Below are 19,765 nucleotides of genomic sequence, written 5' to 3'. Positions count from 1 at the left end.
TCACGCAATGCTGACCGGGCGAGGACATTACTTCTGCTGAACCCCTTCCACCGAAATAATCAGCTCCACGTCCTGCGACGCCGGGCCCAGATCGGTCGTGATGTTGAAGTCTTTCAGGTGGATTTTACCTGTCGCTTCAAATCCTGCGCGTTTGCCGCCCCACGGGTCGTCACCCTGACCAATCAGTTTCGCATCCAGCTTGACCGGCTTCGTCACGCCGTTCAGCGTCAGATTGCCGGTAATATCCAGACCCTCACCGTCTTTTTTCACCTCGGTCGAGGTGAAGGTCGCCTGCGGGAATTTCGCTACGTTGAGGAAATCCGCGCTGCGCAGGTGCTTATCGCGCTCGGCGTGGTTGGTGTCCAGGCTGTTGGTGTTCAGGGTCACGTTGACCTTGTCGGCCGCCGGATTGCTCTCATCGAAGGTGAAGGAGCCGTCGAAATCCTTAAAGGTGCCGTACAGCCAGCTATAGCCCAGATGCTGGATGCGGAAATTCACAAAGGCGTGCTGACCTTGTTTATCAATTTTGTAGTCAGCTGCCACCGCGGCGCCAGTGGTGAACAGCAGAGAACCTAAGGTTAATCCCAGCAGGCTTTTTTTCATTTTATGCTCCAGAGTCAGGTGACGCTTTGCCCAACATACGTGTCAGGGTGGCGTCTTTGTCGATAAAGTGGTGTTTCATGGCCGCAAGACCATGCAGTACAGATAACGAGACCAGGCCCCAGGCCAGCCACAGGTGAACGGTCCCGGCCAGATCGGCCTGCGCCCCGGCATCTGCCAGCAGGGCAGGGACGTCAAACAGGCCGAAGACGCTGATTGGCTTGCCGTCGGCGGTGGAAATCAAATAGCCGCTGATGAGAATGGCGAACAGCACCGCATAGAGGGCAATATGCGCCGCGGCAGCGCCCAGACGGGTGGCGCGCGACTGGCTTTTCAGCGCCGGCGGCACCGGGGAAATATGCCGCCACAGCAGACGCACCACCAGCGCCAGCATCAGCATAAAGCCGATGCTTTTGTGCAGCTCGGGTGCCTGGTGATACCAGCCATCGTAATAGCTGAGGGTGACCATCCATAATCCAAGGCCGAACATGCCATACACAGCAATAGCCATCAGCCAGTGCAAACTCATGGAAATAACGCCATAGCGTGTGGGGGAATTACGCACTTGCATTGTGAACACCATCATTAATAAGCAAGGGCTCAAAATGGCGTGCGGGAAACATTAATGCAAATGATATTTACAGATATTCATTATTAATATTTTTCGTTCAATTATTTTGAAATAAAATAAGTGGAAATGGTCAATGTGGCTGTTAATGCTTTGTGACTGGAACTGATTTAAGGCGGCTTATGACGATTTTATGATGTTCAAATAATTTATTGTGAAATTATAGTTATCTTAAGAATCGTCAATTTTTGTCAATATAACGCATCAGAAAAACACAATGTACAGAATATCGAGGATCGCCAGCAGCGACCACAGCACAATATAGAGCATCAGATGCTCGCGAATATTATTGACCAGATAATTAACAATACGACGCATGAGGGTACCGGTAATGGAAGGAATGAAAGGCTTCGGCAATCCGAAGCCTGACAGCATTATCGGCTAAAGCGCGACAGGGAGAAAGGCGTGAGATCAAACGGCGGGGCGATCTGCTGTGAGAATTGCGCGGCAATCTCTCCCAGCACGCTGGCGAATTTGAACCCGTGCCCGCTCAGGCCGGTGATCAGCAGCGTATTGTCATGGCCCGGCAGGGTGTCAATGATGAAGTCCTCGTCCGGGGTGTTGTCATAGGTGCAGGCCGCACCGTATAACAGGCCGCCGATCCCCGGCAGCACGTTGCGCAGGAATTTAAAGGCTTCAGAGCCATCGCCGGGGTAAGCGCCAAAGGGCTTACGCTCTTCCGGGGCGTTGATAACCTGCCCGCCGTTGTGTTTGCCGATCTTCAGGGCGTCTTTCTCGGACGGGAAGCCGTAGAACTGATCCCCGTCAGGCAGCTCGCCGGTAAAGGCCGGGAAGTGGTTCTGATGGCTGTAACGACCGTCGGACTGGAACCACGAGAACACCTTACGCACCGGCTGAACCGGCAGGCCAGGCACCAGGCGCGATACCCAGGTTCCGGCGCTCACCAGCAGGCGATTTGCGCGGTACGGGCCTTCCGGGGTTTCGACGGTGACGCCGTCGTCCTGATGGGAAATCCCGGTGACCGGGCAGTTAAACAGCTGCGCGCAGCCCGCCTCTTTCGCCAGTGCAATCCAGGTTTTGATCGCCAGTTCGCTGCGCAGCACCCCGGACTCGGCCTCAAACAGACCGATATACCCTTCAGGAACCTGAATTTCAGGCCAGCGCTTCATCACCGCCGCCGCGTCCAGCCGCTCAAGGTTGAGATTGAACTGGCGGGCGCTCTGCTCAACGTTCGCCAGGAATGATGAATCGGACGGCCCGAGATTGACCACCCCCGTGCGCTCAAAGACCGGTTCACCGCTGATCTGGGCCAGCTCGTCCCACAGCGCCTGGGCGCGCAAAACCAGCGGCACATAGCGTTCACCCTCGCCGTAAGCGTGGCGCATCAGGCGGGTGTCGCCGTGGTGGCTCCCTTCGCTGTGGGGGGGCATATGGGCATCGATCATCAGTACGTTTTGACCGGCTCGTGTAGCGTAATAACCTGCCGCTGCACCGACAGATCCGCTGCCAATAATAATTAAATCGTATTTCATCAGATTCTCTTTACGCGTTTCGTTGCTTAGCAGGGTAATTAAGACGGGATGGTTATACAAGGGTGAAATAAATGAGGCACCGTCAGGTGCCTTTTTGGGTGAGGTGTTGACATTGCATCAATGTCGCCGGTACTCATTTGCCTGGTAGTCACTGGATTCTATTTTTGCAATACCGGCTTCTAAAATAGAAATAAACTGACGTGCAACGTCTGTTGTTAACCATAGCGTTTGCCCAACTTCCGCTTCTTCAGTGTCAGGGTGATTCGGAGTCTGGTAATGCAAACGCAGCATCAGTGCGTCGTAGCTGTCTACAGTGCTGATATCCCAGCCAACAAGCGGATGTGTCTGGATGACTTCATTATTCTTTTCCATCATAACCCCCTGAATACGTGTTAAAAGACAACGACTGTGAGGTTCAATGCGTGTTTTTCTGAAGCAATTTCAGTATATCAATAAATAAGGCTTCTGAAGGGAAAAAGAAACAGGCAGCACAACAAATTTGTGCGTTTTAGGATTGTTTGAACATTAAAACATCATCTTGCTGATGATTTTTGCGGGAGTCACTCAGATTATTCGTACTATCGTTGCACAGACGAAAAAAAGCCGGGGCGACCCGGCAAAAAAAAACAAAGAGGGATAAAGTTAATCGGTAATAAACCAGTCGTCAGCGCTCTCCCAGGTTTCCTGCAGAATTTCGCTGATGCGCTCTTTATCTTCTTTAGCGCCACCGATGACCGACAGATTGTTTGACCCGGCATAACGCACGGTGACAGCACCATTGCGTTCGGGGAAGGAATCATTTATACGGCGGGATAATTCACCCGCCAGCGCGTCCAGCGCGCCGGCAGGCAAAGCAGTTGTTCTGGCAATGGTCACTTCGATACGCATAGTTGCCCCCTGTGTAATATACTGTTTATTTATACAGTTATATTGTTGAACTTACAACAGGGGGCCCACAATTTTTAGCGTTTTACCGTCCAGTGCACGGTTTCACCCGCAAGGAACGGGATCAGGGTGTCATCCGTCAGCGCAATGGACTCCACCACGCTGCTCTCTTCGCGAACCAGCTCAACGAAGGTCTCATTGACCGGCAGGCCATAGAAGCGTGGGCCGTTCAGAGAGCAGAAGGCCTCGAAGTGCTGCAGGGCGTTCATCTCGTCAAAGACCTGGGCATAGCTGGCCAGCGCGGTAGGGGCGTTGAAGCAGCCTGCACAGCCGCAGCTGGCCTCTTTGCGATGACGGGCGTGCGGAGCGGAGTCGGTGCCGAGGAAGGCGCGCTCAAAGCCGCTGGCGACCAGCTCACGCAGTGCCTGCTGGTGGATATTACGCTTGAGGATCGGCAGGCAATAGAGGTGAGGGCGCACGCCGCCCACCAGCATGTGGTTGCGGTTGAACATCAGGTGCTGCGGCGTGATGGTAGCGGCCAGAAGCTCGTTGCCGTTGCGCACATACTCGGCGGCGTCCTTGGTGGTGATGTGTTCAAACACCACTTTCAGACCCGGCAGGCGCTGGCGTAGCGGCTCCATCACGGTTTCGATAAAACGCGCTTCCCGGTCGAAAATGTCGATCTCGGCGTGGGTGACTTCACCGTGTACCAGCAGCGGCATCCCCAGTTTTTCCATACGCTCCAGTACCGGCATAATGGCGTCGATGCTGGTCACGCCGTGGCTGGAGTTGGTGGTGGCGTTGGCCGGATAAAGCTTGGCGGCGGTAAACACCCCTTCGTTAAAGCCGCGTTCTATCTCGTTCGGATCGAGCGTGTCGGTCAGGTAACAGGTCATCAGCGGGGTAAAATCGTGACCGGCAGGCACGGCGTCAAGAATGCGCTGGCGATAGGCAATCGCCGCCTCGACCGTGGTGACGGGTGGCACCAGGTTTGGCATGACAATCGCGCGGCCATAAATTTCACTGGTATAGGGCACGACAGTGTTGAGCATCTCGCCATCGCGAAGATGGATATGCCAGTCGTCTGGGCGGCGAATTTTCAAAACCTGGGATGGTGCAGTCATGGATAGGCTCCGGCTGAGTGAGATGATTTTTGCCGGACACAAAGAATAGGGGGAAACGTTTTCGTTTGCACTCTTTTCTGTAAAAAAAAGGGCGCCGAAGCGCCCTGGAGGTTAATCGACGAAGGGAATGACAATCTCACCCGGCTTCACTTCGATGCCTTTTGCGTATTTTTTCGCCAGAGCTTCACCCTTGCTGTTATCTTCGCTCAGGATGTAGGCTGGCTGCTGGTTAAAGTAGTTCTGCAGCGACTGGTTCAGATAGGGCATCAGGGTTTGCAGGACGGGCTTCATCTTGTCCGGCGACACCACGGCGTCGGCGATCTCCATCTGCTGCAGATAGATAGCGCCCTGATCTTTATTAAAGACCGGCAGCGCTTTTAATTTCAGTTTAATGTTGGCTTTCTGACTGCCGAACAGCGAGTTCATGTCCAGGCTGGCGTCGCCGGAGAGCATCACTTTGTTCGGCTCCTCGCGGCCAATCTGGCTGGCAAGGTTGGTCAGGACGATATGCGCATCCGCCACGCCCGGAACGCCAATATCTTTCGCAAAGTTATTGCGCTTTTGCAGTGCCTGGTTGATCTCCTGTTCACTGACAGTGTACTGGGTGAGCTGATTACAACCAACCAGCAGGCCGCTGATGATCAACGCAGTGGCAATAACGATCTTTTTCATGGTTTTCCTCGACATAAATGTCAGCGCTTCAATCCTGACGCGCCAGTATGTCAGGGGAGAGTGAGCCAGACCAGCAGAAAAAACTGATATCTGCGCCTGTCAGGCTCCGGGCTCGAGGATAACGGGCACGCGGCGTTTATGGCTGAACTGCCAGCCCAGCGCAAAGAAGGTGATAACCCCGATCAAGGCCAGCATCATCCACGGCAGCTCGGGTTGATTGAAGGCTTTCCCGGCGTCGAACAACCAGCCACCCCCGGCATACCCCAGCGCGCCGCCGATCGCCAGCCCGAGACGGCTGAACCCCATATAGCTGCCCCGCGCACGCGGGTCGGCCAGTTCGGCGCTCAGGGTTTCCCGGGCCGGTTCGGCGATGATGGAGCCGATATAGAAGGTGCAGATCAGCATAAACAGCTGTTGCAGGGAGCTCACCATCCCGATGGGCAGCATGCTCAGGGACATCAGCAGCAGACCCGCCATCAGGCGGTGTTCGAGGCGGAAGCGTTTTTCACTCCAGCGGGCAATCGGGTAGAGCAGCGTCAGGGAGAGGCAGGCCTCAATGGCGTACATCCATTTGACCGGTGCCGGGGAGCCCGCCACATCGTTAACCATAATCGGCAGCATCAGCATCACCTGTACCCCCAGCATGTAATAGCCCGCCAGAGTCAGGACGTAGGTGATAAAGCGTTTGTCCCGCCAGACCCGATCCAGCCCCTCACGCACCGGCGCTTTAACGGTGGAGAGTTTCCAGGCGGGCAGCAGCCAGGCGTTGAAGCCCGCGCAGAGGATAAACAGCACCGCGCCCGTGGCACAGACCAGGCGGAAATCATACTGCAGCAGCCAGCTGCCCAGCAGTGCGCCTACTACCGCCCCGGCGCTGTCCTGCATCATCAGCAGGGAGAAAAAGCGCCCGCGATGCTGAGGGCGGATCAGCTTGACCACTAATGCCGTGCGCGGTGGGTCGAACAGGGTGCCGCCGAGCCCGGAGATCAAGCAGGAGACCCACAGTAGCCAGGGCTCATGGGCGATGGCCATGGTGGCAAACCCCGCAGCCCGCAGCAGCATGCCGGTGACAATCATTGGTTTAGCGCCGAAGCGGTCGGCAATGGCTCCGCCAAACACCCCCAGCCCCTGCTGGACAAACTGGCGCAGACCCAGGGCAATGCCGACCATCAGCGCCGCCCAGCCCATCTGATCGACAAAGCGAATCGAAATAAGCGGGAAAACGACAAAAAAGCCGAGGACAACCAGCATGTTATCGACAAGCAGGAAATATTTACCCAGACTCCGGGCCTGTGATATACGAGACATTTCCCCTCCAGGGAAATAAAAATGATGAGCGCGCTAATATTCTGCGGTTTCGCCGGGGTTTTTCCCATCGCGCAGGCGACAATATTTTTTTATCAAAAGGGTACTTTGATTGAGGCTTTTAATCGAAAAATGTGAAAAGTCTTCAAAATGGTATGTCACTGTTTTCCCAGACGGCAGCGGCGCAGGTATAGTAAAGCTAACGGGTCAAGGTTGTTACAGGAAGGAGTTGTATCCATGTTTGGCTATCGCAGTAATGTGCCGAAAGTGCGCCTGACGACCGACCGGCTGGTGGTTCGTCTGGTGCACGAGCGTGATGCCTGGCGTCTGGCGGACTACTACGCTGAGAATCGTCAGTTTTTAAAACCCTGGGAACCCGTGCGGGATGAAAGCCACTGTTATCCTTCCGGCTGGCAGGCCCGGCTGAGCATGATTGCCGAGTTTCACAAGCAGGGCTCGGCGTTCTATTTTGCCCTGCTCGATCCGGATGAGAAAGAGATCGTCGGGATCGCCAACTTCTCTAACGTGGTGCGGGGATCCTTTCACGCCTGCTATCTGGGCTACTCCATCGGGCAAAAATGGCAGGGGCAGGGGCTGATGTTTGAGGCCTTAACCTCGGCCATTCGCTATATGCAAAGGACGCAGCATATGCACCGCATTATGGCCAACTACATGCCGCACAATCAGCGCAGCGGGGATCTGCTGGCGCGCCTCGGGTTCGAAAAAGAGGGCTACGCCAAAGACTACCTGCTGATTGATGGCGAATGGCGCGATCATGTCCTGACGGCGCTGACAACCAAAGAGTGGAGCGCGGGGCGCTAAGGAACAGAGATGAAATACCAGTTAACCGCTACAGAAGCCCGGGTCATCGGCTGCCTGTTGGAAAAACAGGTCACCACGCCGGAACAGTATCCGCTCTCGGTGAATGCGGTCACCCTGGCCTGCAACCAGAAAACCAACCGTGAGCCGGTGATGAACCTCGCCGAGCATGAGGTACAGGATCTGCTCGATGCGCTGGTTAAACACCACTATCTGCGCACCGTCAGCGGCTTTGGCAATCGTGTCACCAAATATGAGCAGCGGTTTTGCAACTCCGAGTTTGGTGCCCTGAAGCTGAACTCTGCCGAAGTGGCGCTGATCGCCACCCTGCTGCTGCGTGGCGCGCAGACGCCGGGCGAGCTGCGTACCCGGGCCGCGCGTATGCACGAGTTCGCGGATATGCAGGAGGTGGAGCAGGCGCTCGAAGGCCTGGCTGCCCGGGAAGATGGGCCTTTTGTCCTGCGTCTGGCGCGCGAGCCGGGCAAGCGGGAAAGCCGCTATATGCACCTCTTCAGCGGTGAGGTCGATACGACCGTCGCAGCACCCGAGGCCGCCGCGCCGGTGGCGGATGAGACCTTACTGGCCCGCGTTGAGGCGCTCGAAAACGAAGTCGAAGAACTTAAGCAGCGCCTCGATTCGCTGCTGGCACATCTGGGAGATTAACGGTGGCAAAATTACGTGTAGGCGTTGTGGGGCTGGGCGGTATCGCGCAGAAAGCCTGGCTGCCGGTGCTGAGCGCCGCGACAGACTGGACGTTACAGGGGGCCTGGTCGCCGTCGCGGGATAAGGCCCTGCGGATCTGCGAGTCCGTGCGCATGCCTTATTATGAGTCGTTACAGGAGCTGGCCCGCGCGTGCGATGTGGTCTTTGTCCACACTGCCACCGTCACTCACTATCAGGTGGTCAGCGAACTGCTTAAAGCGGGCGTCCATGTCTGCGTCGATAAACCGCTGGCCGATAACCTGGCCGACGCCGAGCGCCTGATTGACCTCGCCGCCCGGAAGAAGCTCACCCTGATGGTCGGCTTCAACCGCCGCTTCGCGCCGCTCTACCAGCAGCTGAAAAGCCAACTCGGTCATGCGGCCTCCCTGCGGATGGATAAGCACCGCGCCGACAGCATCGGGCCTAACGACCTGCGTTTCACCCTGCTGGATGATTATCTGCACGTGGTGGATACCGCTCTGTGGCTGGCGGGCGATAATGCGCAGCTCTCTGGCGGCACACTGCTGACTAACGAGCAGGGGGCGATGGTCTATGCCGAGCACCATTTCAGCGCCGGCAGTTTGCAGATCACTACCTCCATGCACCGCCGGGCGGGCAGCCAGCGGGAGTGGATCCAGGCGGTTACCGACGGGGCGCTGCTGGACATCACCGATATGCGCGAGTGGCGCGAAGAACGTGGGGCAGGGGTGGTTACGCCTGCCATTCCGGGCTGGCAGAGCACCCTGGAGCAGCGCGGCTTTGCGGGTTGCGCGCGTCACTTTATCGAATGCGTGCAAAATCAGACGGTTCCTGAAACCGCAGGCGAACAGGCGATCCGCGCCCAGCGTATCGTGGAGAAGCTCTGGCGCGATGCCATGAGTGAATAACCCGCTGTAACATCTGCCCATAGCAATTCGTGTTTTTACGAGTAGACTAGGCGCGTTTTGTGTCTTGTAGGCCGGGTAAGCATCACGCCACCCGGCGAAATTACGCCTGCTCTGCAGGCGTTTTGTTTCAGGTAGTGGAAGCTCACGTTAATGAACCTATTAAAATCGCTGGCTGCCGTCAGCTCGATGACCATGTTTTCGCGCGTGCTGGGCTTTGCGCGCGACGCCATTGTGGCGAGGGTCTTTGGCGCAGGGATGGCGACTGACGCCTTTTTTGTTGCTTTTAAGCTGCCCAACCTGCTGCGACGTATCTTTGCCGAAGGGGCGTTTTCTCAGGCTTTCGTCCCTATTCTGGCGGAGTACAAAAGCAAGCAGGGTGAAGACGCAACGAAGGTATTTGTCTCCTACGTCTCGGGACTGCTGACCCTCGCTCTGGCGATCGTCACGGTGATCGGGATGCTGGCCGCGCCGTGGGTGATTATGATCACCGCCCCCGGCTTTGCCGATACCGCCGACAAGTTTGCGCTGACCTCGCAACTGCTGCGCATCACCTTCCCCTATATTCTGCTGATCTCGCTGGCGTCTCTGGTGGGGGCCATCCTGAACACCTGGAACCGCTTCTCGGTCCCGGCTTTCGCGCCAACGTTTCTGAACGTCAGCATGATCGGCTTTGCGCTGTTTGCCGCGCCGCACTTCCATCCGCCGGTACTGGCTCTTGCCTGGGCGGTGACGGTGGGCGGCGTGCTGCAGCTGGCGTATCAGCTACCGCATCTGAAGAAGATCGGCATGCTGGTGCTGCCGCGCATTAACCTGCGCGATGCCGGGGCCATGCGGGTGGTGAAGCAGATGGGCCCGGCGATCTTAGGCGTTTCGGTAAGCCAGATTTCGCTGATCATCAACACCATCTTTGCCTCGTTCCTCGTCTCCGGATCGGTGTCGTGGATGTACTATGCTGACCGCCTGATGGAGTTTCCGTCCGGGGTGCTGGGGGTTGCGCTGGGGACGATTCTGCTGCCGTCACTCTCCCGCAGCTTTGCCAGCGGCAATCATGATGAGTATTGCCGCCTGATGGACTGGGGGTTGCGCCTCTGCTTCCTGCTGGCGCTGCCGAGCGCGGTGGCGCTGGGGATCCTCGCCAAACCGCTGACCGTCTCCCTGTTCCAGTACGGCAAATTTACCGCCTTTGACGCCGCCATGACCCAGCGGGCGCTGGTGGCCTATTCTGTCGGTCTGATGGGGCTGATCGTGGTGAAAGTGTTAGCCCCGGGCTTCTACTCGCGTCAGGACATCAAGACCCCGGTGAAGATCGCCATCGTCACCCTGATCATGACCCAGGTGATGAACCTGGCCTTTATCGGCCCGCTGAAACATGCCGGTCTGTCCCTCTCCATTGGTCTGGCGGCCTGCCTCAATGCCGGGCTGCTCTACTGGCAGCTGAGAAAGCAGAAGATCTTTACCCCCCAGCCGGGCTGGTCGAGCTTCCTGCTGCGTCTGGTGATTGCGGTGCTGGTGATGGCCGCAGCGCTGGTGGGGATGCTGTATGTGATGCCGGACTGGTCGCTGGGCACCATGCCTTATCGTCTGCTGCGCCTGATGGCCGTGGTGGTAGTGGGTGTGGTGGCATACTTCGCCACCCTTGCGGTGCTGGGCTTTAAGGTAAAAGAGTTCGCCCGCCGCACGGCGTAACGCAAAAAAGGGGAGTACCTGTCGGTACTCCCCATTCTCTGTCTTATCCGGGCACTTAAATCGAAAACTTCTTCCCGCCGCTGCGTGAGCTGGATGTCTGGCCATTAGCGCCATACAGTGCCGGCTCCTGATGCGGCTTCAGCACCTCCAGCGCCTGCTGGTTGCGGGTGATTTGCCCTTCGAGTAACCAGCCGTTGTGCTGATTGAGGTCGCGCAGATGCTGAGTTTTTTCAGTAATAGTTTGCCAGCGATCGGCCACATCATCATTAGCACTAAGGCGCGCGGTCTGCTCGGTGCGTCGCTGCTGCTCCAGATAATCCAGAGTGCCCAGCAGTGAGCTTTTATCTTCTGTAATGCGCTGCAGCGCGCTGCCGTTAACATGCCCGGCAGAGAGCTGCTGTTGCTCGGCGTCCATTACCGTCTTCAGGTCGTTTAAGACGACCGTCATTTGATCCATTATTTCCGTCAGACGACTCATACGGCGATTACTCTAAAAAACTTTGCGCATCCTGGATCAGCGCGTCAGCGATTTTACTGGTATCCATTTTCAGCTCACCGTTACGGATCGCAGTTTTCAGCGCTTCAACACGTTCCATGTTGATATCGTTGCTGCCCGGCTGCATCAGTTTCGCCTGGGCATCGCTCAGCGTGACGCTGGTGCTGTTGGCCGCTGCCGATTTTTGCAGGCGCGTTTTTGCCGTCGCAGTGTCATTCAGTTCGCGAGGTTGTACAGTGCTAACCGGTTTCAGGGGCGATGTACGATCAATGCTCATTGTGGTGTCCTCATCGAGGGTTGGCGGCGTTAGCGCCTGACATTTTCATTTGTTAATGATTTATCGGCAGTCGCCGCATAATCTTTAAAAAGATTATAGGTTAATCAGAATATTCCCATCAGAATTGACGGTGCCGCTCACAACCTGGCCTGAAGTCATCCTGACGCGGGCGTTTTGCGCCACGGCCGCATTGTTCAACGCCTGTCCTTCGCTGTTCACGCTAAAGCCGTCGCCGCTGGCGATCACCATCACCCGCTGCCCGGCTTTGATTAACCATGCCTGACGCAGCATCGACAGTTGCAGCGGCTGCCCGGGCACCAGATCGCGCAAGCTAATGGCGTTCTGCGCCTGGTTAATATCCAGAATCGTGCGCGGCGGGAGCTGATCCAGCCTGCCACGTTTCAGCGTTACGCTACCGGGCTGCAAGGCCGCACCCCGGGGGATGTTCTGGGACGCGACAACATAATCGCCCGTCGCCTGAACTGCAACCTGAATAAACCGTTTTTCATTGGCACATCGTGCCGTCACGCTCAGGTTGCCCCACTGACGGGTATTACCAGGGACGCTGAATTCAGGCGTATCGCAGGTGGGGAGCATGCTGGCTGGCGTGCGGACCTGGACCGACACCTCATCGCTGAATCCCGCCAGTCGCTGGGCAAAAAAAGCCGTCAGCTGGGCGTTCAGATCCTGCGCCTGAGAGAGGGTGCTCCAGAGGAGGAGGGTTGCGGTCACACCACGTTTGAATGCCATATCGCCAGATACCGTCGGATTACAGAATGAGCAGAATTCTACCTGTAGCGGCCGGGCATCAACGCAATAAATAGCGACGCATTTTGCGCTTATTCCGTCGATGACAGAGACGGGTGGAGATTTAAGCTATCCACTGAAATTTTGCCATCAGCGGAGGAGACATGCTCGATAAACTCGACGCCGCGCTACGTTTTCAGCAAGAAGCGCTCAACTTGCGTGCCCAGCGTCAGGAGATTCTGGCCGCCAATATCGCCAACGCCGATACCCCCGGGTTTCAGGCGCGTGATATCGATTTTTCCAGTGAATTAAAGAAAGTGATGGAGCGTGGTCGGGCCGAGAATAGCGGTGTTGCCCTTGCGCTGACCTCTGCACGCCATATTCCCGCAGAGACCGTAACCACCCCGAGTACCGATTTACTTTATCGCATCCCCGATCAGCCATCCCTGGACGGTAACACCGTCGATATGGACCGGGAGCGTACGCAGTTCGCTGATAACAGCCTCAAGTACCAGATGGGGCTGACCGTTCTCGGCGGACAGATTAAAGGCATGATGAGTGTTCTGCAGGGAGGCAATTAATAATGGCCTTACTCAATATCTTTGATATCGCGGGTTCAGCCCTGACCGCGCAGTCCCAGCGTCTGAACGTTGCCGCCAGTAACATGGCGAACGCCGACAGCGTGACGGGTCCGGACGGTCAACCCTACCGCGCCAAGCAGGTGGTGTTCCAGGTGGATGCTGCACCGGGTGCGCAAACCGGCGGGGTAAAAGTGGCCAGCGTGATTGAGAGCCAGGCCCCGGACAAACTGGTGTATGAACCAGGCAACCCGCTGGCCGACGCCAGCGGCTACGTCAAAATGCCTAACGTGGATGTGGTCGGCGAAATGGTTAACACCATGTCGGCTTCCCGCAGCTACCAGGCCAACGTAGAAGTCCTGAACACCGTGAAAAGCATGATGCTTAAAACCCTCACTCTGGGCCAGTAAAGGAGAGATCCATGTCCCTCGCCGTCAATGTAAATGACAGATCGACTGCTACTGGCGTCGGCAGCGCCACCGGCAGCAGCTCGCTGACCGGAAGTAACGCCTCCGATCTGCAGGGCAGCTTTCTGACCCTGCTGGTTGCGCAGCTGAAAAACCAGGATCCGACCAACCCGATGCAGAACAACGAACTGACCACGCAGCTTGCGCAGATCAGTACGGTGAGCGGCATCGAGAAACTCAACACTACGCTGGGCTCCATCTCCGGACAGATCGACAGCAGCCAGTCGATGCAGGCCAGCACGCTGATTGGCCATGGCGTGATGATCCCGGGCTCTACCGTTCTGGCAGGTACCAGCGGTGCCGAAGGCTCAACCACGACCTCCACCACTCCGTTTGGCGTTGAGCTGCAGCAGAGCGCGGACAAAGTGACCGCCACCATCACCGATAAGAACGGTGCAGTGGTGCGTACCATTGACATTGGCGAGCTGAAAGCGGGCGTCCATACCTTTACCTGGGACGGCACCCTGACCGACGGCACCACGGCGCCAAACGGCTCTTACAACGTGGCGATTTCCGCCAGCAGCGGCAGCACGCAGCTGGTGGCACAGCCCCTGCAGTTTGCGATGGTGCAGGGCGTGATCCGCAGCAGCAGCGGTAACACGCTGGATCTCGGGACTCACGGTACCACCACGCTCGACGAAGTTCGGCAGATTATTTAAACCCTTTAGGAGTAACTCATGGCCTTTTCACAAGCGGTCAGCGGCCTGAATGCTGCAGCCACTAACCTCGACGTCATTGGTAACAACATTGCCAACTCCGCGACCTATGGCTTTAAGTCCGGTAGCGCGTCGTTCGCGGATATGTTCGCCGGTTCCAAAGTGGGTCTGGGCGTAAAAGTCGCCGGGATCACCCAGGACTTTTCAGACGGTACCACCACCAACACCGGGCGTGGCCTGGATGTGGCCATCAGCCAGAACGGCTTCTTCCGTATGCTCGACAGCAACGGTGCGGTCTACTACAGCCGTAACGGCCAGTTCAGCATGGACGAAAACCGCAACCTGGTGAACATGCAGGGTCTGCAGCTGACCGGCTATCCGGCAGCAGGTAGCCCGCCAACGGTGCAGACCGGTGCCAACCCGCAGCCGATCAACATTCCAAACACCCTGATGTCGGCCAAAGCGACCAGCACTGCCGCGCAGCAGATCAACCTGAACTCCACCGACAGCGTGCCGGCCATTGCGTTTGACGCGACCAACCTGAACCCGGATTCAGACAGCTTCAACAAGAAAGGCACCATCACCGTTTACGACAACCAGGGTAACGCCCACAACATGTATGTCTACTACGTGAAAACGGCAGACAACAAGTGGGATCTCTATACCCAGGATGGCAGCGTAGCGAACGGCAAGATCACCAAAGCGGCGCAGATGAGCTTCGACCCCAACGGTAACCTGGAAGGCGTTTACAACTACGATGCCGCCGGTACGTTGAGCACCACCGCAAATGCCAACGCGGCTATCAACGTTACCACCGATCCGCTGAGTGGCGCGGACGCGGTAACGTTCAACCTGAGCTTCCTGAACTCCATGCAGCAGAACACCGGGGCGAACAACATCGTCGCCACCAACCAGAACGGCTACAAGCCGGGCGACCTGGTGAGCTATCAGATCAACGATGACGGTACCGTGGTTGGTAACTACTCCAACGAACAAAACCAGGTGCTGGGTCAGATCGTGATGGCGAACTTCGCCAACAACGAAGGCCTGCAGTCGGAAGGGAACAACGTCTGGTCCGCTACCCAGTCTTCGGGCGTGGCGCTGCTGGGCACCGCCGGTTCCGGTAACTTCGGTACCCTGACCAACGGCGCGCTGGAAGCCTCCAACGTCGACCTGAGTAAAGAGCTGGTCAATATGATCGTCGCGCAGCGTAACTATCAGTCGAACGCGCAGACCATCAAAACCCAGGATCAGATCCTCAACACGCTGGTTAACCTCCGCTAACAGGCTGACGGGATAGCTTAATGGATCACGCAATATATACCGCGATGGGCGCTGCCAGTCAGACGCTCAATCAGCAGGCCGTCACCGCCAGTAACCTGGCGAACGCATCGACGCCGGGTTTCCGCGCACAGCTCAACGCGATGCGCGCCGTCCCGGTGGAAGGACTCTCCCTGCCGACGCGTACGCTGGTCACTGCGTCCACGCCGGGTGCCGACATGACGCCAGGGCAGATGGACTACACCTCGCGCCCGCTTGACGTGGCGCTGCAGCAGGACGGCTGGCTGGCAGTAGAAACCGCCGACGGCAGCGAAGGCTACACCCGTAACGGCAACATCCAGGTGGATGCAGTCGGGCAACTGACCATCCAGGGACATCCGGTTATCGGCGAAGGCGGCCCGATCACCGTGCCGGAAGGCTCGGAGATCACCATCGCGGCTGACGGGACCATTTCGGCCCTGAACCCCGGCGATCCGCCGAACACCGTGGCACCGGTTGGCCGCCTGAAGCTGGTCAAAGCCGAAGGTTTTGAAGTGCAGCGTGGCGATGACGGTATGTTCCGTCTGACCCAGGCGGCGCAGGCCACCCGTGGCGCGACCTTACAGGCCGACCCCAGCATTCGCGTCATGTCTGGCGTGCTGGAAGGCAGTAACGTTAAGCCAGTGGCGGCGATGACCGACATGATCGCCAGCGCGCGCCGTTTTGAAATGCAGATGAAGGTGATCTCCAGCGTTGATGAAAACGCCGGTCGCGCCAACCAGCTGCTGTCAATGAGTTAACAGGACACCCTATGATCAGTTCTTTATGGATCGCGAAAACCGGCCTCGACGCGCAGCAAACCAATATGGATGTCATCGCCAACAACCTGGCGAACGTGAGCACCAATGGGTTTAAACGTCAGCGTGCGGTTTTCGAAGATTTGCTTTACCAGACCATCCGCCAGCCGGGTGCGCAGTCGTCTGAACAGACCACGCTGCCATCCGGTCTGCAGATCGGTACCGGTGTTCGTCCGGTGGCTACCGAGCGTCTGCACAGCCAGGGCAACCTGTCCCAGACCAACAACAGCAAAGACGTGGCGATCAAAGGCCAGGGCTTCTTCCAGGTGCAGCTGCCTGACGGAACCTCTGCCTACACCCGTGACGGCTCGTTCCAGGTGGATCAGAACGGTCAGCTGGTGACGGCGGGCGGTTTCCAGGTGCAGCCGGCGATCACCATTCCGGCTAACGCCCTGAGCATTACCATCGGGCGTGACGGGATCGTGAGCGTGACCCAGCAGGGTCAGGCCGCGCCGGTGCAGGTCGGCCAGCTTAACCTGACCACCTTCATGAACGACACCGGTCTGGAAAGCATCGGTGAGAACCTGTACATCGAAACCCAGTCCTCCGGTGCGCCGAATGAGAGCACGCCGGGTCTGAACGGTTCAGGTCTGCTGTATCAGGGGTATGTGGAAACCTCAAACGTCAACGTCGCGGAAGAGCTGGTGAATATGATCCAGGTTCAGCGCGCGTACGAAATTAACAGTAAAGCAGTGTCGACGACCGACCAGATGCTGCAGAAACTGACGCAACTCTAAGGTGTAGTCCGGTGCGGTTCGCGCCGCACCGGCTCCCTGTTTTCGAAGATGAAGGCAATGCAAAAACTCGCGGCGATTCGTTATCCGATAGTGACCCTTCTGGCCGTTACCCTCACCGGTTGCGCATGGGTTCCGTCTCAACCTCTGGTGCAGGGTGCGACTTCCGCCCAACCCATTCCTGGCCCGACGCCGGTCGCGAATGGCTCTATTTTCCAGACAGCGCAGCCGATTAACTACGGTTATCAGCCGATGTTTGAAGACCGTCGCCCGCGCAATATCGGCGATACGCTGACCATCCAGCTCCAGGAAAACGTCAGCGCCAGCAAGAGCTCGTCAGCGAATGCCAGCCGGGACGGGAAAACCAATTTTGGCTTCGATACCGTGCCGCGTTACCTCGAAGGTCTCTTCGGTAATGCTCGCGCCGATGCCGAGGCTTCTGGCGGCAACTCCTTTAACGGTAAAGGCGGCGCCAATGCCAGCAACACCTTTAGCGGCACCCTGACGGTTACCGTCGACCAGGTGCTGGCGAACGGCAATTTACATGTCGTGGGTGAAAAACAGATCGCCATTAATCAGGGCACTGAGTTCATTCGCTTCTCGGGTGTGGTTAACCCTCGCACCATCAGCGGCTCCAATACCGTACCGTCCACCCAGGTGGCGGATGCGCGCATCGAGTACGTCGGTAACGGCTACATCAATGAAGCGCAGAATATGGGCTGGTTGCAGCGTTTCTTCCTTAATTTATCTCCGATGTAAGCGAGGCGACCTATGTGCAAATCCCTCTTCGGGATCCTGTTGGTGCTGGTGGCAACCGTTGCCCAGGCCGACCGTATCCGCGATCTCACAAGCGTTCAGGGCGTACGAGAAAACTCCCTGATCGGCTACGGCCTGGTGGTCGGGCTGGACGGCACGGGTGACCAGACGACCCAGACCCCGTTCACCACCCAGAGCCTGAACAACATGCTCTCCCAGCTCGGCATCACGGTGCCGGCCGGCACCAACATGCAGCTGAAAAACGTGGCGGCGGTTATGGTTACCGCCTCCTACCCGGCATTCTCCCGCCAGGGGCAGACCATCGACGTGGTGGTCTCCTCCATGGGTAACGCTAAAAGCCTGCGTGGCGGTACGCTGCTGATGACCCCGCTGAAAGGCGTCGACAGCCAGGTCTACGCCCTCGCGCAGGGTAACATTCTGGTCGGCGGGGCGGGTGCCTCCGCAGGCGGCAGCAGCGTGCAGGTTAACCAGCTTAACGGCGGGCGTATCACCAACGGGGCGATCATTGAGCGTGAACTGCCAACCCAGTTCGGGTCCGGCAACACCATCAACCTGCAGCTGAACCAGGACGATTTCACGATGGCGCAGCAGATCGCGGACACCATTAACCGCGGCCGCGGCTATGGCAGCGCCACGGCGCTGGATGCCCGCACCGTGCAGATCCGCGTTTCCTCCGGAGGCAGCAACCAGGTTCGCCTGCTGGCGGATATCCAGAATATGGAAGTGAACGTCACGCCGCAGGATGCCAAAGTGATCATCAACTCCCGTACCGGGTCGGTGGTGATGAACCGTGAAGTGACCCTGGATAACTGCGCCGTGGCGCAGGGCAACCTGTCGGTCACCGTCAACCGCTCGGCTAACGTCAGCCAGCCGGATACGCCGTTTGGCGGCGGGGAGACCGTGGTAACGCCGCAGACCCAGATTGATATGCGTCAGAGCGGCGGCTCGCTGCAGAGCGTGCGCTCCAGCGCCAACCTGAACAACGTGGTGCGGGCGCTGAACGCGCTGGGCGCGACCCCGATCGATCTGATGTCGATTCTGCAATCGATGCAGAGTGCAGGCTGCCTGCGCGCCAAACTGGAAATTATCTGATGCTGACCGATAGCAAACTGCTGAGCAGCGCGGCCTGGGATACCCAGTCGCTCAACGACCTGAAAGCCAAAGCGGGCAAAGATCCGGCGGGTAACATCCGCCCGGTGGCCCGCCAGGTGGAAGGGATGTTTGTCCAGATGATGCTGAAAAGCATGCGTGAGGCGCTGCCGAAAGACGGCATCTTCAGCAGCGACTCAACGCGTCTGTACACCAGCATGTATGACCAGCAGATTGCGCAGCAGATGACCTCCGGTAAAGGGCTCGGGTTGGCCGATGTGATCGTAAAGCAGATGGCGGCCGCCCAGGGCGTGCCGCCGGAAGAGGCACCGCAGCAGGTACCGATGAAGTTCGATCTGGAAAAGGTGACCAGCTATCAAAACCAGGCCCTGACCCAGATGGTGCGTAAAGCGGTACCGAAAGCACCAGAAAGTAACGATGAACCGCTCACCGGGGACAGCAAAGACTTCCTGGCCCAGCTCTCGCTGCCGGCGCGTCTTGCCAGCCAGCAGAGCGGGGTGCCGCATCACCTGATTCTGGCCCAGGCGGCGCTGGAATCTGGCTGGGGGCAACGGCAGATCCGTCGGGAGAATGGCGAGCCAAGCTTCAACATCTTTGGCGTGAAGGCGACGGGAAGCTGGAAAGGGCCAACCACCGAGATCACCACCACTGAATATGAAAACGGTGAGGCGAAGAAAGTTAAAGCGAAGTTCCGCGTCTACAGCTCCTATCTGGAAGCGCTTTCAGACTATGTCGGTGTGTTGAGCCGCAACCCGCGCTACGCGGCAGTGACCCAGGCGGCGACGGCAGAGCAGGGTGCCCAGGCGTTGCAGAACGCAGGCTACGCGACCGATCCGCAGTATGCCCGCAAGCTGACCAGCATGATCCAGCAACTCAAAGCGATGGGTGAGAAAGTCAGCAAAGCCTACAGCAACGATATCGAAAATCTGTTCTGAAAGTTCTCAAGTCCGGCTGGGGGCTGCCGATAATCTCCAGCAGGACTCGTGTCTGAAAGTATAAAAGGAA

25 protein-coding genes are annotated in these 19,765 nt (G+C 57.6%); 13 read left to right on the top strand and 12 right to left on the bottom strand.

Features of this window, described 5'->3' with window-relative positions:
• Window positions 1-27: 27 nt before the first annotated feature.
• The 9 genes from WFO70_RS08440 to mdtH all read right to left on the bottom strand — a co-directional run bounded on the left by WFO70_RS08440 (window position 28) and on the right by mdtH (window position 6,710).
• Window positions 28-603, bottom strand: a complete 576-nt coding sequence (locus WFO70_RS08440) for a YceI family protein (protein WP_312079952.1) — start codon at window positions 601-603, stop codon at window positions 28-30.
• 1 nt (window position 604) lies between these two features.
• On the bottom strand, window positions 605-1,171 hold the full coding sequence (locus WFO70_RS08435) for a cytochrome b (protein WP_337015609.1): 567 nt from the start codon (window positions 1,169-1,171) through the stop codon (window positions 605-607).
• A 261-nt stretch (window positions 1,172-1,432) separates the two neighbouring features.
• A complete protein-coding gene (locus WFO70_RS08430; RefSeq protein ID WP_103792939.1) occupies window positions 1,433-1,546 on the bottom strand; it encodes a YceO family protein in 114 nt (37 codons plus the stop codon).
• A gap of 56 nt (window positions 1,547-1,602) precedes the next feature.
• Complete coding sequence (gene solA / locus WFO70_RS08425) at window positions 1,603-2,721, bottom strand: N-methyl-L-tryptophan oxidase (protein ID WP_337015608.1); 1,119 nt, start codon at window positions 2,719-2,721, stop codon at window positions 1,603-1,605.
• 117 nt (window positions 2,722-2,838) lie between these two features.
• The gene (bssS, locus tag WFO70_RS08420; protein ID WP_142489051.1) at window positions 2,839-3,093 is read right to left on the bottom strand and encodes a biofilm formation regulator BssS; all 255 of its coding nucleotides are present in this window, start codon (window positions 3,091-3,093) and stop codon (window positions 2,839-2,841) included.
• Between the two features lie 270 nt (window positions 3,094-3,363).
• A complete protein-coding gene (dinI, locus tag WFO70_RS08415) occupies window positions 3,364-3,609 on the bottom strand; it encodes a DNA damage-inducible protein I (RefSeq protein WP_337015606.1) in 246 nt (81 codons plus the stop codon).
• Between the two features lie 74 nt (window positions 3,610-3,683).
• On the bottom strand, window positions 3,684-4,730 hold the full coding sequence (gene pyrC, locus WFO70_RS08410; protein ID WP_337015605.1) for a dihydroorotase: 1,047 nt from the start codon (window positions 4,728-4,730) through the stop codon (window positions 3,684-3,686).
• Window positions 4,731-4,841: 111 nt separating this feature from the next.
• Window positions 4,842-5,402: a lipoprotein gene (locus WFO70_RS08405; RefSeq protein ID WP_337015604.1), complete on the bottom strand. Its 561-nt coding sequence runs from the start codon at window positions 5,400-5,402 to the stop codon at window positions 4,842-4,844.
• A gap of 99 nt (window positions 5,403-5,501) precedes the next feature.
• A complete protein-coding gene (gene mdtH / locus WFO70_RS08400) occupies window positions 5,502-6,710 on the bottom strand; it encodes a multidrug efflux MFS transporter MdtH (protein WP_337015603.1) in 1,209 nt (402 codons plus the stop codon).
• Between the two features lie 234 nt (window positions 6,711-6,944).
• Between mdtH and rimJ the strand changes: the two genes are divergently transcribed.
• From rimJ to murJ, 4 genes are all read left to right on the top strand, one after another.
• A complete protein-coding gene (gene rimJ / locus WFO70_RS08395) occupies window positions 6,945-7,529 on the top strand; it encodes a ribosomal protein S5-alanine N-acetyltransferase (RefSeq protein WP_142489056.1) in 585 nt (194 codons plus the stop codon).
• Between the two features lie 9 nt (window positions 7,530-7,538).
• Window positions 7,539-8,189, top strand: a complete 651-nt coding sequence (locus WFO70_RS08390) for a YceH family protein (RefSeq protein WP_337015601.1) — start codon at window positions 7,539-7,541, stop codon at window positions 8,187-8,189.
• Between the two features lie 2 nt (window positions 8,190-8,191).
• Window positions 8,192-9,115, top strand: coding sequence for a Gfo/Idh/MocA family protein (locus tag WFO70_RS08385; protein WP_337015600.1), 924 nt, complete (start codon window positions 8,192-8,194; stop codon window positions 9,113-9,115).
• Window positions 9,116-9,265: 150 nt separating this feature from the next.
• Window positions 9,266-10,801, top strand: a complete 1,536-nt coding sequence (murJ, locus tag WFO70_RS08380) for a murein biosynthesis integral membrane protein MurJ (RefSeq protein ID WP_337015599.1) — start codon at window positions 9,266-9,268, stop codon at window positions 10,799-10,801.
• 55 nt (window positions 10,802-10,856) lie between these two features.
• On the opposite strand, the gene flgN is transcribed toward murJ, so the two are convergent.
• The 3 genes from flgN to flgA form a co-directional block, all read right to left on the bottom strand.
• On the bottom strand, window positions 10,857-11,279 hold the full coding sequence (flgN, locus tag WFO70_RS08375) for a flagella biosynthesis chaperone FlgN (protein WP_337015598.1): 423 nt from the start codon (window positions 11,277-11,279) through the stop codon (window positions 10,857-10,859).
• 7 nt (window positions 11,280-11,286) lie between these two features.
• Entirely contained in the window at window positions 11,287-11,574 is a 288-nt protein-coding gene (gene flgM / locus WFO70_RS08370; RefSeq protein ID WP_333850105.1) for a flagellar biosynthesis anti-sigma factor FlgM, read from the bottom strand.
• Window positions 11,575-11,667: 93 nt separating this feature from the next.
• A complete protein-coding gene (gene flgA, locus WFO70_RS08365) occupies window positions 11,668-12,324 on the bottom strand; it encodes a flagellar basal body P-ring formation chaperone FlgA (RefSeq protein WP_337015597.1) in 657 nt (218 codons plus the stop codon).
• A gap of 161 nt (window positions 12,325-12,485) precedes the next feature.
• Here flgA and flgB point away from each other — a divergent pair, with 161 nt between their 5' ends.
• Genes flgB through flgJ form a run of 9 tightly spaced genes read left to right on the top strand, consistent with a single transcriptional unit; the run spans window position 12,486 to window position 19,695 of the window.
• The gene (gene flgB, locus WFO70_RS08360; protein WP_337015596.1) at window positions 12,486-12,902 is read left to right on the top strand and encodes a flagellar basal body rod protein FlgB; all 417 of its coding nucleotides are present in this window, start codon (window positions 12,486-12,488) and stop codon (window positions 12,900-12,902) included.
• A gap of 2 nt (window positions 12,903-12,904) precedes the next feature.
• Entirely contained in the window at window positions 12,905-13,309 is a 405-nt protein-coding gene (flgC, locus tag WFO70_RS08355) for a flagellar basal body rod protein FlgC (RefSeq protein WP_337015595.1), read from the top strand.
• Window positions 13,310-13,320: 11 nt separating this feature from the next.
• The gene (gene flgD, locus WFO70_RS08350) at window positions 13,321-14,025 is read left to right on the top strand and encodes a flagellar hook assembly protein FlgD (protein ID WP_337015594.1); all 705 of its coding nucleotides are present in this window, start codon (window positions 13,321-13,323) and stop codon (window positions 14,023-14,025) included.
• Between the two features lie 18 nt (window positions 14,026-14,043).
• On the top strand, window positions 14,044-15,306 hold the full coding sequence (gene flgE / locus WFO70_RS08345) for a flagellar hook protein FlgE (RefSeq protein WP_337015593.1): 1,263 nt from the start codon (window positions 14,044-14,046) through the stop codon (window positions 15,304-15,306).
• Between the two features lie 20 nt (window positions 15,307-15,326).
• Window positions 15,327-16,082 (top strand): flagellar basal body rod protein FlgF, encoded by a 756-nt coding sequence (locus WFO70_RS08340; protein ID WP_337015592.1) that lies wholly within the window; start codon window positions 15,327-15,329, stop codon window positions 16,080-16,082.
• Window positions 16,083-16,093: 11 nt separating this feature from the next.
• Window positions 16,094-16,876 carry a flagellar basal-body rod protein FlgG gene (flgG, locus tag WFO70_RS08335; protein ID WP_032617536.1) on the top strand — a complete coding sequence of 261 codons (783 nt, stop codon included), beginning with the start codon at window positions 16,094-16,096 and terminating at the stop codon, window positions 16,874-16,876.
• Window positions 16,877-16,933: 57 nt separating this feature from the next.
• The gene (flgH, locus tag WFO70_RS08330; protein WP_312743675.1) at window positions 16,934-17,632 is read left to right on the top strand and encodes a flagellar basal body L-ring protein FlgH; all 699 of its coding nucleotides are present in this window, start codon (window positions 16,934-16,936) and stop codon (window positions 17,630-17,632) included.
• A gap of 12 nt (window positions 17,633-17,644) precedes the next feature.
• Window positions 17,645-18,742, top strand: a complete 1,098-nt coding sequence (locus WFO70_RS08325) for a flagellar basal body P-ring protein FlgI (protein WP_337015590.1) — start codon at window positions 17,645-17,647, stop codon at window positions 18,740-18,742.
• On the top strand, window positions 18,742-19,695 hold the full coding sequence (gene flgJ / locus WFO70_RS08320; protein WP_337015589.1) for a flagellar assembly peptidoglycan hydrolase FlgJ: 954 nt from the start codon (window positions 18,742-18,744) through the stop codon (window positions 19,693-19,695). Before WFO70_RS08325 ends, flgJ begins: the two co-directional genes overlap by 1 nt.
• The last annotated feature ends 70 nt before the right edge of the window (window positions 19,696-19,765 follow it).

The sequence above is a fragment of the Leclercia sp. AS011 genome (genome assembly GCF_037152535.1).
Classification (GTDB): domain Bacteria; phylum Pseudomonadota; class Gammaproteobacteria; order Enterobacterales; family Enterobacteriaceae; genus Enterobacter.
The sequence above is the reverse complement of the archived record's forward strand: the minus strand, read 5'-3'. Positions and strand labels throughout refer to the sequence as shown.